Consider the following 13,992-nt stretch of genomic DNA (forward strand, 5'->3'; position numbering starts at 1 on the left):
CCTGAGGCGACATCTCGGGCGCTCAGCCGAACTGCTGGCGCAACACCGGCTTGGTGATCTTGCCCGTGGGGTTGCGGGGCAGCGCATCGATGATCACGACATCGCGGGGGTGCTTGTAGCGGGCGATGTGGTCGTTGAGGAACGCCGAGAGCGCCTCCGTCGTGAGCGTCGCACCCTCCCGCAGGCCCACAACGGCCACCACGGCCTCGCCGTAGCGCTCATCGGGGCGGCCGATGACGGCGACCTCGGTGACGTCCGGGTGCGCGGCGACGGCGTTCTCCACCTCCACCGAGTAGATGTTCTCGCCGCCGGAGATGATCATGTCCTTCGCGCGGTCGATCACGTAGACGAAGCCCTCGTCGTCCATCCGCACCAGGTCGCCGGAGTGGAACCAGCCGCCGGCGAAGGCCTCTCGCGTGGCCTCGAGGTTGTTCCAGTAGCCGGACATCATGTTCGGCCCGCGGTAGACGATCTCGCCGACCTCCCCGCGGGGCACGTCGTTGCCCTCGTGGTCGATCACGCGGGCGGCGACGGTCCGCACCACCTTGCCGACCGAGCCGACCTTGCGCAGCGTGTCGGCGCCCGACAGCGCGCAGGTCACGGGCGACATCTCGGTCTGCCCGAAGACGGCGCAGATCTCCGCGTCCGGGAAGGTCTCGGTCAGCTGGCGCAGCAGGGTCTCGCTGGCCGGCGCGGCGCCCCACCAGACGTACTTGAGTTTGAGGTCGCGCGGGCGCGCCTTCTGCTCCGCGACCGCCAGCTGCCACTGCATCGGCACCATGAACATGCTGGTGATGCCCTCGCGCTCGAGCGCGTCCAGCGTCTGCGCGGGATCGAAGGCGCCCAGCGGGAAGATCACCGAGGTCAGGCCCTGCAGGAACGCCGTGGCGAGCACGCCGAAGCCGGCGATGTGGAACATCGGGACGGCGATCGCGCCGACCGCGTCCGGGTCCACCGAGCCGGGCGCCACCAGGTTGTTCCAGCCCTGCGCCAGCATGTTCACGTGGGTGAGCACCGCGCCCTTCGGGCGGCCGGTGGTGCCCGAGGTGTACATGATCAGTGCGGGCGAGTCCTCCGGGACGTCGAGCTGCGGGTCGGGGCGGCCCTCGGCGATCAGGTCCTCGAAGCCCAGGGCACCGGCGGCGGGGTCGGCACCGTCGAACCTGACGCGCAGACCGAACTCGGCACCCGCACCGGCGACACCGGCGATGAGCGGGTCGAACGGCGCCTCGTAGACCACGGCACTGCACTTCGTGTCCTGCACCAGGTAAGCGACCTCGGGCGGAGCCATGCGGAAGTTGACGGGGACGGCGATCGCGCCGATCGCCGTGATCCCGAGCGCCGCCTCGACGTACTCGATGCGGTTGAGGCCCAGGATGAGCACCCGGTCGCCCGCCGTGATCCCCCGTTCCAGGAGTGCGCCGGCGAACGCGCCGATCCGTCCGGCGAGGCCCGACCAGGTGACCTGTTTGTCGAGGTACTTCAGGGCGGGCGCGTCGCCGCGCATGACGGCGTGGTTGCGCACCTGATTGTTCCAGGTGTTGCGCTGCGAGCTGCGGGGCTCCTCCGAGCGGGGTACCAGGCGATGTTCTCTTCTGCGGTCATGTATGCGATTGTGTTGTAGAACATGTTCGCCTGGGGCCGAATCGCTGAAAGTTAGAGAACAGTGATTCACTTGTGACACTCTGGACGGAAGCACACCATGGAAGGAACACCGTGTCCGACGCATTCATCTACGAGGCCATCCGCACACCGCGCGGCAAGCAGCGCGGCGGCGCGCTGCACGCGACCAAGCCGCTCGACCTCGTGGTCGGCCTGATCGACGAGGTCAAGACCCGTTTCCCGGCGATGGATCCGGCGACGATCGACGACATCGTCCTCGGCGTCGTCTCCCCGGTCGGCGAGCAGGGCTCCGACATCGCGCGCACCGCCGCCACCGTCGCGGGCCTGCCCGAGACCGTCGCGGGCGTGCAGATCAACCGCTTCTGCGCCTCCGGCCTGGAGGCCACCAACATGGCGGCGCAGAAGGTCGCGGCCGGCCTGGGCGACGACCTGGTCCTGGCCGGCGGCGTGGAGTCGATGTCGCGCGTGCCGCTGGGCTCCGACGGCGGCGCCATGCACCAGGACGTCACCACCAACTACGACACGTACTTCGTGCCGCAGGGCATCGGCGCCGACCTGATCGCGTCGATCGACGGCTTCACCCGCGAGGACGTGGACCGGTACGCCGCCGAGTCGCAGGCCAACGCCGCGCGCGCCTGGGACGAGGGCCGCTTCGCCAAGTCGGTCGTGCCCGTGAAGGACATGAACGGCCTGGTGATCCTGGACAACGACGAGCACCGTCGCCCCGGCTCCACGGTCGAGAGCCTCGGCAAGCTGCGCCCCGCCTTCGACGGCATCGGCGAGATGGGCGGCTTCGACGCCGTCGCACTGCAGAAGTACTACACCGTCGAGAAGATCAACCACGTCCACACGGGCGGCAACAGCTCCGGCATCGTCGACGGTGCCGCCCTGCTGGTGATCGGCAACGAGGCCGGGGGCAAGAAGGCCGGCCTCACGCCGCGCGGCCGCATCGTGGCCACCGCGGTCACCGGTTCGGAGCCCACGATCATGCTCACCGGGCCCACCCCGGCCACCGAGAAGGTGCTCGCCAAGGCCGGGCTGACGAAGGAGCAGATCGACGTCTGGGAGCTCAACGAGGCCTTCGCTTCGGTCGTGATGCGGTGGATGAACGACTTCAAGCTCGAGCGTGAACAGGTGAACGTCAACGGCGGCGCGATCGCGCTGGGCCACCCGCTGGGCGCCACCGGCGCCATGCTGGTCTCGACGGTGCTCGACGAGCTCGAGCGCACCGGCGGCCGCTACGGCCTGATGACCCTCTGCGTCGGCGGCGGTATGGGCATCGCCACCATCATCGAGCGCCTCTGACGACGGCCCGGACAGACTTTCAGGAGAACACGAAACACATGGCTGACAACATGATCCGCTGGGAGCAGGACACCGACGGCATCGTCGTGCTGACGATGGACGATCCCACCAGCTCGGCGAACACCATGAACGACCTGTACCGGGAGTCGATGGCCGCCACCATCGACCGACTGGAGGCCGAGAAGGACTCCATCACCGGCGTCGTGCTGACCTCGGCTAAGAAGACCTTCTTCGCCGGCGGCAACCTGGGCCTGATCCGCCAGGCCACCAAGGCGGACGCGCAGCAGGTCTTCGACAACGTCGAGTCGATGAAGGCCGCGCTGCGCCGCCTCGAGACCCTGGGCAAGCCCGTCGTGTCCGCGATCAACGGCGCCGCGCTCGGCGGCGGCCTCGAGATCGCACTGGCCACGCATCATCGCATCGCGGCCGACGTGCGCGGCTCGCAGATCGGCCTGCCCGAGGTGACCCTGGGCCTGCTGCCCGGCGGCGGCGGCGTCACGCGCACCGTCCGGCTGCTCGGCCTGCAGAACGCGCTCATGGGCGTGCTGCTGCAGGGCCCGCGGATGAAGCCCGCGAAGGCGCAGCAGGTGGGCCTCGTCCATGAGGTCGTGGGCACCGTCGAGGAGCTGATCCCGGCCGCGAAGGCATGGATCAAGGCGAACCCCGAGGGCGGCGTGCAGCCGTGGGACGTCAAGGGGTACAAGATCCCCGGCGGCTCGCCCAGCTCGCCGGCGATCGCCGCGAACATCCCCGCGTTCCCGGCGAACCTGCGCAAGCAGCTCAAGGGCGCTCCGATGCCCGCGCCGCGCGCCATCATGGCCGCCGCCGTCGAGGGCGCGATGGTGGACTTCGACACCGCCAGTGTGATCGAGGGACGCTACTTCGTGTCGCTCGCCACCGGCCAGGTGAGCAAGAACATGATCAAGGCGTTCTTCTTCGACCTGCAGCACATCAACGGCGGCGGCTCGCGGCCCGACGGGTACGAGAAGTACCAGGCCAAGAAGGTCGGCGTCATCGGCGCCGGCATGATGGGCGCGGCGATCGCCTACGTCTCGGCGAAGGCCGGCATCGAGGTCGTCCTCAAGGACGTCTCGCTGGAGGCGGCGCAGAAGGGCAAGGCGTACTCGGAGAAGCTCGAGGAGAAGGCGCTGGCCAAGGGCCGCACCACCGCCGAGAAGTCGGCCGAGCTGCTGGGCCGCATCACGCCGACCGTCGACGCCGCGGACTTCGCCGGTGTGGACCTCGTGATCGAGGCCGCGTTCGAGTCGGTCGAGGTGAAGAACAAGGTGTTCCAGGAGATCGAGGACATCGTCGAGCCCGACGCCATCCTCGGCTCGAACACCTCCACGCTGCCGATCACCATCCTGGCGGAGGGTGTGAAGCGGAGTGAGGACTTCATCGGCATCCACTTCTTCAGCCCCGTCGACAAGATGCCGCTGGTGGAGATCATCCGCGGCGCCAAGACCTCGGATGCGGTGCTGGCCAAGGTGATCGACTACACGCTGCAGATCAAGAAGACCCCGATCGTGGTCAACGACTCGCGCGGCTTCTTCACCTCGCGCGTGATCGGCACGTTCGTCAACGAGGCGATCGCGGCCGTGGGCGAAGGCGTGAACCCGGTGCTGATCGAACGCGCCGGCGCCCAGGCGGGCTACCCGGCCGCACCGCTGCAGCTGATGGACGAGCTGACGCTGACGCTGCCGCAGAAGATCCGCAAGGAGACCCGCGCCGCCGCCGAGGCCGCCGGCAACCCCTTCCCGCCCACGGCAGCGACGCCGTGGTCGACGCGATGGTGGACGCGGGCCGCACCGGCCGCAAGGACGGCGCGGGCTTCTACGACTACGCCGACGGCAAGCGCACGAACCTGTGGCCGGGCCTGAAGGAGCTGTTCCCCGCGGGACAGGACATCCCGCTGCAGGACATGATCGACCGGATGCTGTTCATCGAATCGATCGAGACGGTGCGCTGCTTCGACGAGGGCGTGCTCACCTCGGTGGCCGACGCCAACATCGGCTCGATCTTCGGCATCGGCTTCCCCGCGTGGACCGGTGGCGTCATGCAGTTCATCAACGGGTACGAGGGTGCCGACGGTGCCGTGGGCCCGAAGGCCTTCGTCGCCCGGGCGAAGGAGCTGGCCGCGAAGTACGGCACACACTTCGAGCCGCCGGCCTCGCTGATCGCGAAGGCCGACGCCGGCGAGACCTACGAGTAGGACTCACTAAGCCGGAGGCCGTAGGCCGGTAGCAGGGCCCGGCACCGTCGTTCCCGACGGTGCCGGGCCCTGCGTTTCTCCGCCCCCCGATACGTTCTGCCGCGGCCGATCCGTTGTGCCCCACCCGATTCACCACCGCTTCCCCCGATACGTCGCAGCCCACCCGATTCGCCGATCGAATCGGGTGGGCTCGGACGAATCGGGGGTGTCCCTATGGTTCTGTCAAGCGGCTGCGGCAGGCGGCCGCGGTTGGTAGAGCGCCTTGTCGCGGAGCATGGCGTGGAGGACGTCGATACGTCGGCGGGCGAGGCAGATCAGGGCGGCGTTGTGTTTCTTGCCGGCTGCGCGTTTGCGGTCGTAGTAGGCCCGGGAGGTCGGGTCGTGGAGAGCGGCGAACGCGGAGAGGAAGAAGGCGCGTTTGAGCTGCTTGTTCCCACCTCGGCTGGGATGCTCACCGCGGATGGAGCTGCCGGAGCGGCGGGTAACTGGAGCGAGTCCTGCGTAGGCGGCCAGGTGCCCTGCGGTGGGGAAGTCGCTGCCGTCGCCGACTTCGAGGAGGATCGGGCTCCGGTCCTGACACCGATGCCGGGCATCGAGGTCAGGACCTTGGCAAGAGGGTGCGCATCGAGCATTGCCTCGATCTGTTCGGCGGCCTTGGCGCGCCGAGCGAGCAGTCCGGTCAGCTCGGTGGCAAGTTCGGGCAGGACGAGCTCGGCGGCGCGGGTCCCGGGAACGGTGACCGTCTGCTCGGTCAGCGCGGCCTGAACGTCGTCGACGAGCCGCTGGTAAGACCGTGGTGCCCGGGGTTTGGTGGCGGCGATCAGTTGCCGACGAGTGGCAGCCGAAAGGGCTTGCGGCCCACCGAAGCGTGTCAGCAATTCGCGCACGGCAGGGTGCTGGATCCGGGGGCCGAGGACGCGTTCGAGGGCAGGGTGGACCTGCGTGAGCAGGCCGCGGATGCGGTTGCTGACCCGGGTGACCTCACCGGCGAGATCGTCGTCGAAGCCGACGATCACCTCCAGGTCGGCCAGGGCCGCGTCGCCGGTGTCGACGCGGCGCAGCGCGTGGGGCATCGTGCGGGCTGCCTCGGCGATGATGAAAGCGTCGCGGGCATCGGTCTTCGCGTTGCCCGGGTGCAGGTCGGCGATCCGGCGCATCGCCAGTCCAGGCAGATATGCGACGTCGATCCCGAGGTCGCGGGCTACCGCGACCGGCAGGGCACCGATGGAGGCGGGCTGGTCCACGATCACCAGCACCCGGCCGTGCTCGGCCAGGCTGGTCAACACGGCGCGGATGGCGTCCTCGGCCTGCGGCAGCGCTCGATCGTGCAAGCGGTGGCCGGTGTCGGTGACTGCGCAGGCGTGGTGCGCCTCCTTCCCGACGTCGAGTCCGAGGAACACGGCGAAATCAGAGGTCACGGGCGTTCCTTCCAGTCGCTGGCGGTTCTGGTCGCAGTCTGGCGGAGGTTGCCGGCACCCACGTTACGAAGAGACCTACCCAAACTCGGCGGCCCTGTCCCTATCAGCGGTCGACCAACGCCACCGGTCACCGGTGACAACACCCCCCGGATCATGCGTACGACAGGGGACTTCAGTCATGCCGGTGCCAGCGACCACAGCCCTGGTTCAGGGCCACCTCGAAGGTAACGGGGCGGGCGCCGCGGATCAGAGCGCGAAGTTCGCCGGGCGCTTACTGAGCATGGCGTCGACGCCCTCGCGGTGGTCGTCGGTCTCGAGCAGGATGACCTGGGACTCGGTCTCGCGACGCAGGGCATCGTCGAGACCGGCGAGGGTGGAGGCGTTGACGGCGCGCTTGGTGGCGGCGATCGCCTCCCGCGGACCGGACGCGAGCCGGGCCGCGGCGGCGGCCACGGCACCGTCGAGCTCGGCGGCCGGACGGACGGAGGTGAGCATCCCCGCACGCAACGCCTCCGGCGCGTAGAGACGCTCGCCGAGCAGGGCCATCCCCATCGCGCGGGTGCGGCCGATGGCGGCGGGGACGAGCGCGGTGGTCCCCGCGTCGGGGAGCAGGCCGATGCCCACGAACGGCAGGAGGAAGTAGGCGTCCTCGGCGGCGAAAACGAGGTCGGCGGCGAGCGCGAGGCCCACGGCCATGCCGGCACACGGTCCGTTGACCTTGGCGAGCACCGGGATCGACGCGCCCACGATGGCACGAACGTACGAGTTGACCGCCTCGAGGGCCTCCTCCGGCGCCGCGGGCTCGCCGGCCAAGTCCGCGCCGGTGCAGAAGGCCTTCCCCTCGCCGGTGATGACGACGACGCGGACGGCCGGGTCCGCGTCGGCCGCCGCGATGATCCCGGCCAGTTCCCGCGCGGCGGCGATGCCGAACGCGTTCATGCGCTGCGGGCGGGTGATCGTCACCGTCAGGACGCCGTCGTCCTTCGTGGTCCGCAGGTCCTCGCTCATGCCCGGACCGCCTCCGCGTCGATCATGCCGGCCAACCGCTCGGCCACGATGTCCCGCCCCTCCGCGACCATCCGGTCGATCAGGTGCGCGACGGTCGGCACATCGCGGATCAGGCCCTGGCACAGTCCGACGCTCCAGATCCCGGCCTCGACGTCACCGTCCTCGAAGACCTTGCGGCCCCGAGCGCCGGCGACAAGGTGCCGGATGTCCTCGAACTCGCAGCCCTGCGCCTCGGTCTCGACGACCTCCACGGAGACGGAATTCTTCGCCACGCGGGCGGTGTTGCCCAGCGTGCGGAAGATGAGCTTCGTATCCAGCTCGGAGTTCGCGACGATTCGCGCCTTCACCTCCGGCGCGATCGGCGATTCCACAGTGCACAGGAAGCGGCTGCCCATGTTGATGCCGTCGGCTCCCAGCGCAAGCGCGGCCACGAGGCCGCGGGCGTCGGCGATACCGCCCGAGGCGAGGATCGGGATGTCCAGGGCGTCCGCCGCGGCGGGGATCAGCACCAGACCGGGCACGTCGTCCTCACCGGGATGGCCGGCGCACTCGAAGCCGTCGATGGAGACGGCGTCCACGCCGATGGCCTGCGCCTTGAGCGCGTGCCGGACGCTGGTGCACTTGTGAATCACCCTGACGCCGTTGTCCTTCAAGTACGGAAGGAACCGCGCCGGGTTGGAGCCGGCGGTCTCGATGATCCGCACGCCGGACTCGACCGCGGCGCGCAGGTACTCCTCGTACGGCGGCGGGTCGATGGTGGGCAGCACCGTGAGGTTCACTCCGAACGGCTTGCGGGTGAGCTCGCGGGTGCGGGCGATCTCCGCGCGCAGCTCGTCCGGGCTCGGCTGGGTGAGGGCGGTGAGAATACCCAGCCCGCCCGCCTCCGAGACCGCCGACGCGAGGCCGGCGCGCCCCACCCACATCATGCCGCCCTGAACGATCGGGTACTGAACACCGAATTGATCGGTGAAGCGTGTCGAGAACATGCCCCGAAGCTAACACAACTGAGAGAATAGTCTCTAACATATCGGGAAAGACCCGCCACCTTCCCGGGAGGACCCGCCATGACCGCACCGTCGAATCTCGAGACCGGCGAGCTGATCTCCACCGATCCCCGCACCGGGGACGAGGTGGCTCGCTTCCCCGTCGCCGATCCCGCCGCCGTGGCGACCGCGGTGGACGCCGCGAGCGAAGCCGCCCAGTGGTGGGGCGACCTCGAGCCGAAGGCCCGCCGGAGCTGGCTACTGCGCTTCCGCTCCGAGCTGGCGCGCCGGTCCGAGAATCTGGCCGACGCGATCGCCGCCGAGACCGGCAAGCCGCACGACGACGCGCTGCTCGAGGTCATGCTGGCGATCGTCCACCTGGACTGGGCCGCGAAGAACGCGGAGAAGGTGCTCGGGCGCCGCAAGGTCGGCACCGGGATGATGGGCGCCAACCTGACCGCCACCGTCGAGCACCGGCCGTTCGGCGTGATCGGCGTGATCGGGCCGTGGAACTACCCCGTCTACACACCGATGGGCTCGATCTCGTACGCGCTCGCCGCGGGCAACGCGATCGTCTTCAAGCCCAGCGAGCTGACGCCCGCCGTCGGCCAGTTCCTCGCCGACACCTGGGCGGCCGCGTGCCCGGCACAGCCCGTGCTCCAGGTGGTGCACGGCCGCGGCGACACGGGCGCCGCGCTGTGCCGCTCGGGCGTCGACAAACTGGCGTTCACCGGCTCGGCCCGCACGGCGCGCACCGTCATGGCCGCGTGCGCCGAGACGCTCACGCCCGTCACGATCGAGGGCGGCGGCAAGGACGCGATGATCGTGGACGCCGACGCGGACGTCGAGGCCGCCGTGAAGGCCGCGGCCTTCGGCGCCTACGGCAACGGAGGGCAGACCTGCGCGGGCGTCGAGCGGGTGTACGTCGTCGCGGACCGGTACGACGAGTTCGTCGACAAGCTGGCCGCCGCATCCCGGGAGATTCACGGCGGCGAGACCGACGGCGTCGATTACGGCCCCGCGACCATGCCCGCACAGCTGCAGATCATCGCCTCGCACATCGACGACGCACTGAGCCGGGGCGGCCGCGCCCTCGTCGGCGGCCGGGAGTCGGTCGGCGAGCGCACCGTCCAGCCCGTGCTGCTGGTGGATGTGCCGGATGATTCGACCGCGGTCACCGACGAGACCTTCGGCCCGACGGTCGTGGTCACGCGCGTCAAGGACGTCGACGAGGCGATCGACAAGGCCAACGACAGTACCTACGGGCTCTCGGCCGCGATCATGACGAAGAACATCACCCGCGGCCGGGAACTGGCCCGCCGACTGCGCACGGGCGCCGTAGCCGTGAACTCCTTCCTGTCGTTCGCCTCCGTGCCCGCGCTGCCGTTCGGCGGCCTCGGCGACTCCGGCTTCGGCCGGATCCACGGCGCGGACGGACTCCGCGAGTTCAGTCGTCCCCAGTCCGTCGCCGCGCAGAAGTTCGCGCTGCCGATGGACCTGCTCTCGTTCACCCGCACGGAGCGCGACATGAACTCCGTCCGGATGATGCTCAAGCACCTCTACGGGCGCTGATCCCGTCCGAAACCGGGCTCTGGCGAGGTCGCGGCGATGTATTCGCGGCGTCGCGGCGCTGGAGCCCGGTTTCGGAACGGACGCCGCCGTACGGTGGGGGCGTGAGGGCGTGGGCGGGGTGGACGGTCGCGACGCTCGGGATCGGCGCGATCGGCGTCTCGTCGCTCGTGGCGGCGCTCTCGGGCCGGGGACTGCGGTACACCGCGGACTCGATGGACACGATCCCGTGGTGGCAGCCGTGGGCGCCGGTGGTCGCGGCGCTGCTCGTCGCGCTCGCCGTTCCCGCCCGGGGCACGGCGGCGGGGGCGGGGGCGGCGGCACCGTCGGACCCGCGGCCCCAGGCCTGGATCCTGCTGGCCTGCGGCGTCGCGTTCGCCGCTGGGCTCATCGTGCTCGGCCCGGAGGAGCCGACGTACACCGTGCTCAAGCTCGCGCTGCTGCTCGCGGTGCCCGCCGCGGTGTTCGCTCTCGACCGCCGGTGGGGCCGCCGGTGGCCCGACCCGACGGCCCGCGCCGGGTGGAGGCCGTGCCCGCCGTCATCGCCTACCTGGTGGTGTACCTGGCGCTCAGCGACCGGAGCGAGAACTTCCTCGCTGGGGTACCGCTCCTCGACGCGGTGCTCCTGCTGCTCGTCGGCTTCGCGATGAACGCGCTGCTCGAGGAGGTCTTCTACCGGCGTTGGCTGCTCACCCGCTGGCGCGCGGTGCTCGGGCCGTGGGCGGCGGTCGCGCTCTCGGCGGTGGTCTGGGCGTCCTGGCACGTCGCGATCCAGGGCTCGGGTGCGCCCGTGCCGGACGCGATGAACGTGCTCGCGAACCAGGGCGTGAGCGGGCTGTTCCTCGGCTTCCTGTGGCTGCGGTACCGGGTGATGTGGCCGCTGTTGGTGATCCACGGCGTGTGGAACGCGAACCCGCTGCAGTTCCTGGGCGGAGCGTGACGGCACCGTCGACCTGCCCCCACGACCGGTGCCGATAGGGTGGTGCGCATGCCCCGGCCCAGTTTCCGCCCTGATCGGGTGGCGTGGACCGTGCTCGGTCTCACTGTTCTCGCACTCATCATCGGCTACCAGATCAAGGCGCAGTGCACCGGCGCGCCGTTCGACGAGTTCGGCCGCTCCGAGGGCTTCGCGTCCACGCCGGGCCGGATCTGCTACTCCGACCTGCAGTTCCTGTGGAGCGGCCGCGAGGTCAACAACCACGTGTTCCCGTACCTCACCGGCTGGATCGACGGCGAGGGCAAGCTGCAGGGCGGCGCCATCGAGTACCCGGTGCTCAGCGGCCTGCTGTTCTGGGTGGGTGCGATCGGCGCGCACAACGACGCCGACTTCCTCGCGCACATGGCGCTGCTGCTGGTGCCGTTCGGCCTGCTCACCGCTTGGGTACTGGCGAAGGTCTCCGGCCGCGCCGCAGCCCTGTGGGCGCTCGCCCCGCCGCTCGCGTTGTACGCGTTCCACAACATGGAGCTGCCCGTCGTCGCGGCGGCCACCGTCGCGTTCGGGATCATGGCCTGGGCCGACCGGACGGGCGGATCGATCCGGATACCCGCGATCGCCGCGGCGGCGGTGCTGGCCGTCGGGTTCGACCTGAAGATCTATCCGGGGCTGTTCGTCGCGCCGCTGGTGCTGTACGTGCTCACGTACGGCAGGGACGGCACCGTCGGGCTGCCGGACGGTCCCGGGCGCCGCGCCCGCATCGACTGGCGCGCCCTGGACTGGCCGGGCGCCGCGGCGACGGCCGCCACGGCGGTCGTGGTGGCGGTCGCGATCAACGTGCCGTTCATGGTGTTCGGGTTCGAGGGCTGGCGCGCGTCGCTGAAGTTCCAGGAGCTGCGGACGGCGGACCTGTCGACCAACTCGATCTGGTACTGGGGCGTGCTCAAGGCGTTCGACGACCCGAAACAGTACGACGACTTCGTGGGCGCCCTCTCTCCGCTGCTCATCGTCGTCTCGATCGCGGCGGTGCTCGTGGCCGGGTTGGTGAGCTACCGCCGCACCGGGGTGTACCCCTGGCTGGGCGTGAGCGGCGCGATGTTGGCCGCGTTCATGCTGTTCCACAAGGTGCATTCGCCGCAGTACGTGCTATGGCTGCTGCCCTTCTTCATCCTGCTCAAGGTGGACTGGCGGCTCATCGCGGCGTACCTGCTGTTCGACCTGAGCCTCGAACTCACGGTGTGGAACTACTTCTCCGAGCACGCGGCGAACACGCCGATCACCTGGTGGGTTCAGTGGGGCGTGTGGATCGGTGTCTGGGGCCGGGCCGCGCTGCTGGTCGTCTTCGTCTGGTACCTGCCCCGCTGCGCGCTGCGGTTGCGCACCCACGGTGCGTCCGGCGCACCGTCGAGCACCCCGCCGGCGGGGTCGTCGAGCGGCGACGAGTACGGACCCGGGAACGTGGACCGCACCAGGTCCTCGTCGGGCCGGTAGATCTGCCGGACCACCAGCACGCACAGACCGATCACGGCCAGATCGCGCAGCAGGACTGTGCCTGTGAACGCCTGCTCCGGCAGGCCCTTGTTCTGCATGCCGAGGAAGTACATCATCCGCGGCACCCAGACCAGCGCGTCGATCGTCATCCAGGCCAGCAGGATCCGGGTGTGCGGGATCGCCAGCACCGCGAGCGGCACCAGCCACAGCGAGTACTGCGGGCTCCACACCTTGTTGACCAGCAGGAACCCCGCCACGATGAGGAAGGCCAACTGCGCGACGCGCGGCCGGCGGGGCGCCTTCAGCGCGAGGTAGCCGACGCCCGCGATCACTGCGAGGAACAGCACCAGCGTGATCATGTTCGCCAGGGTCGAGGCACCCCGCGCGGGCCCTGCCCGCCGAACACCCAGCCGCCGGTGAACGAGCTGATCACCGCATAGATCGAGTCCATGTCCACGGCGCGGATCGAGTTGCGGTGGAAGAACTCCCACCAGCCGCGCGGCCACAGGGCGGCGACGGGGAGATTCACCGCCAGCCACGCCGCCACGGACATCAGCGCCGCGGTGAACCACGGCCGCAACTTCCCCGCCCGCAGGCACAGGAAGAACAGCACCACGAGCACGAACGCGGGGTAGAGCTTCGCGGCGGTGCCGAGGCCCAGGATCACTCCGGCCCAGGCGGGCCGGCCCCGCGCCCACAGCAGCATGCCCACGGCCGTCGCGGCCACGGCGATCGCGTCGAAGTTGGTGAACGCGTGCGCGATGACCAGCGGCGAGGCCGCCATGAGCATCGCGTCCCACGGCCGCCGGCCGGCGCCGGATAAGCGTGTCGTCGCCCAGACCGCGATCAGCCAGAACAGCGCGAGGCCCACCGCGACCACGGTGAAGAACAGGACCACCTCGATGGCGGCGGGGACCCCGTAGCGCTCGTGCAACACCGTCCACGCCTTGGCCACCTTCATGGCCGCGTACTGGTACATGCCCGTGAGCACCGGGTACTCCATGTACCGCTCCTGGCTGGCGCCCGTGGGATCGGTGTCGAAGAACTGCGTCTGGTACGGCAGGAGGCCCTCGCTCAGGCGCTCGGCCCCGTAGAGCGGGACGGTGTCCGAGTAGCACATCGCCGCGTACGGGCGGTTGCCCGACCAGTCGAGGACGAGCTGGCCGTCCTCCGACTTCTGCTGCAGGCAGCCCGCCTTGGTGGTCCAGCCCAACGCCAGGAACAGCACCGCGACCAGCAGGATCAACCGGAGCGGCGTGAAGAACCGCTGGAAGCCCAGCAGGGCGTGCTTCCCGACGGGACCGCCGAGCGCCGTCGAGAAGTCCCGCGCGACCGCGTCGGTGTGGCTCGGCACGTCCCGGTCCGGCTCGATCGCCGTCGCCGGGTCGAACCGGCCCGGGCTCACGTGCAGTCGGTCGTCGTCCTGCTCGCCCGCTGGCTCCGTCTCGG

Annotated in this window: 9 protein-coding genes and 3 pseudogenes; 7 read left to right on the plus strand and 5 right to left on the minus strand. The window is 70.1% G+C overall.

Going from position 1 to position 13,992, the window contains the following annotated elements; translation table 11 throughout:
* Positions 1-22: 22 nt before the first annotated feature.
* Complete coding sequence (locus MTP03_RS22125; protein ID WP_248492334.1) at positions 23-1,507, minus strand: AMP-binding protein; 1,485 nt, start codon at positions 1,505-1,507, stop codon at positions 23-25.
* Between the two features lie 209 nt (positions 1,508-1,716).
* Here MTP03_RS22125 and MTP03_RS22130 point away from each other — a divergent pair, with 209 nt between their 5' ends.
* Genes MTP03_RS22130 through MTP03_RS24140 form a run of 3 tightly spaced genes read left to right on the plus strand, consistent with a single transcriptional unit; the run spans position 1,717 to position 5,140 of the window.
* The gene (locus MTP03_RS22130; RefSeq protein ID WP_248489987.1) at positions 1,717-2,928 is read left to right on the plus strand and encodes an acetyl-CoA C-acetyltransferase; all 1,212 of its coding nucleotides are present in this window, start codon (positions 1,717-1,719) and stop codon (positions 2,926-2,928) included.
* 38 nt (positions 2,929-2,966) lie between these two features.
* The gene (locus MTP03_RS22135) at positions 2,967-4,808 is read left to right on the plus strand and encodes a 3-hydroxyacyl-CoA dehydrogenase NAD-binding domain-containing protein (RefSeq protein ID WP_371820827.1); all 1,842 of its coding nucleotides are present in this window, start codon (positions 2,967-2,969) and stop codon (positions 4,806-4,808) included.
* On the plus strand, positions 4,718-5,140 hold the full coding sequence (locus tag MTP03_RS24140) for a hypothetical protein (RefSeq protein ID WP_371820828.1): 423 nt from the start codon (positions 4,718-4,720) through the stop codon (positions 5,138-5,140). The genes MTP03_RS22135 and MTP03_RS24140 overlap by 91 nt, the downstream gene beginning before the upstream one ends.
* Positions 5,141-5,362: 222 nt before the next feature.
* On the opposite strand, the pseudogene MTP03_RS22140 reads toward MTP03_RS24140, so the two are convergent.
* The 3 genes and pseudogenes from MTP03_RS22140 to MTP03_RS22150 form a co-directional block, all read right to left on the minus strand.
* Positions 5,363-6,558 (minus strand): annotated as a pseudogene (locus MTP03_RS22140) (IS110 family transposase).
* A gap of 246 nt (positions 6,559-6,804) precedes the next feature.
* The gene (locus tag MTP03_RS22145) at positions 6,805-7,566 is read right to left on the minus strand and encodes an enoyl-CoA hydratase-related protein (protein WP_248489988.1); all 762 of its coding nucleotides are present in this window, start codon (positions 7,564-7,566) and stop codon (positions 6,805-6,807) included.
* Positions 7,563-8,552 carry a nitronate monooxygenase family protein gene (locus MTP03_RS22150; protein WP_248489989.1) on the minus strand — a complete coding sequence of 330 codons (990 nt, stop codon included), beginning with the start codon at positions 8,550-8,552 and terminating at the stop codon, positions 7,563-7,565. Before MTP03_RS22150 ends, MTP03_RS22145 begins: the two co-directional genes overlap by 4 nt.
* Positions 8,553-8,630: 78 nt before the next feature.
* On the opposite strand from MTP03_RS22150, the gene MTP03_RS22155 reads away from it, so the two are divergent.
* The 4 genes and pseudogenes from MTP03_RS22155 to MTP03_RS24145 all read left to right on the plus strand — a co-directional run.
* The gene (locus MTP03_RS22155; protein ID WP_248489990.1) at positions 8,631-10,121 is read left to right on the plus strand and encodes an aldehyde dehydrogenase family protein; all 1,491 of its coding nucleotides are present in this window, start codon (positions 8,631-8,633) and stop codon (positions 10,119-10,121) included.
* Between the two features lie 101 nt (positions 10,122-10,222).
* Complete coding sequence (locus tag MTP03_RS22160; protein ID WP_248489991.1) at positions 10,223-10,768, plus strand: hypothetical protein; 546 nt, start codon at positions 10,223-10,225, stop codon at positions 10,766-10,768.
* On the plus strand, positions 10,738-11,058 hold the full coding sequence (locus MTP03_RS22165) for a CPBP family intramembrane glutamic endopeptidase (RefSeq protein WP_248489992.1): 321 nt from the start codon (positions 10,738-10,740) through the stop codon (positions 11,056-11,058). Before MTP03_RS22160 ends, MTP03_RS22165 begins: the two co-directional genes overlap by 31 nt.
* Positions 11,059-11,622: 564 nt before the next feature.
* Positions 11,623-12,192 (plus strand): annotated as a pseudogene (locus MTP03_RS24145) (hypothetical protein); the annotation flags it as partial.
* Between the two features lie 149 nt (positions 12,193-12,341).
* Here MTP03_RS24145 and MTP03_RS22175 read toward each other — a convergent pair.
* Positions 12,342-13,954, minus strand: a pseudogene (locus MTP03_RS22175) (glycosyltransferase family 87 protein).
* Positions 13,955-13,992: the final 38 nt, after the last annotated feature.

It is taken from the genome of Tsukamurella sp. PLM1 (assembly GCF_023168325.1).
Taxonomy (GTDB): Bacteria; Actinomycetota; Actinomycetes; order Mycobacteriales; family Mycobacteriaceae; genus Tsukamurella.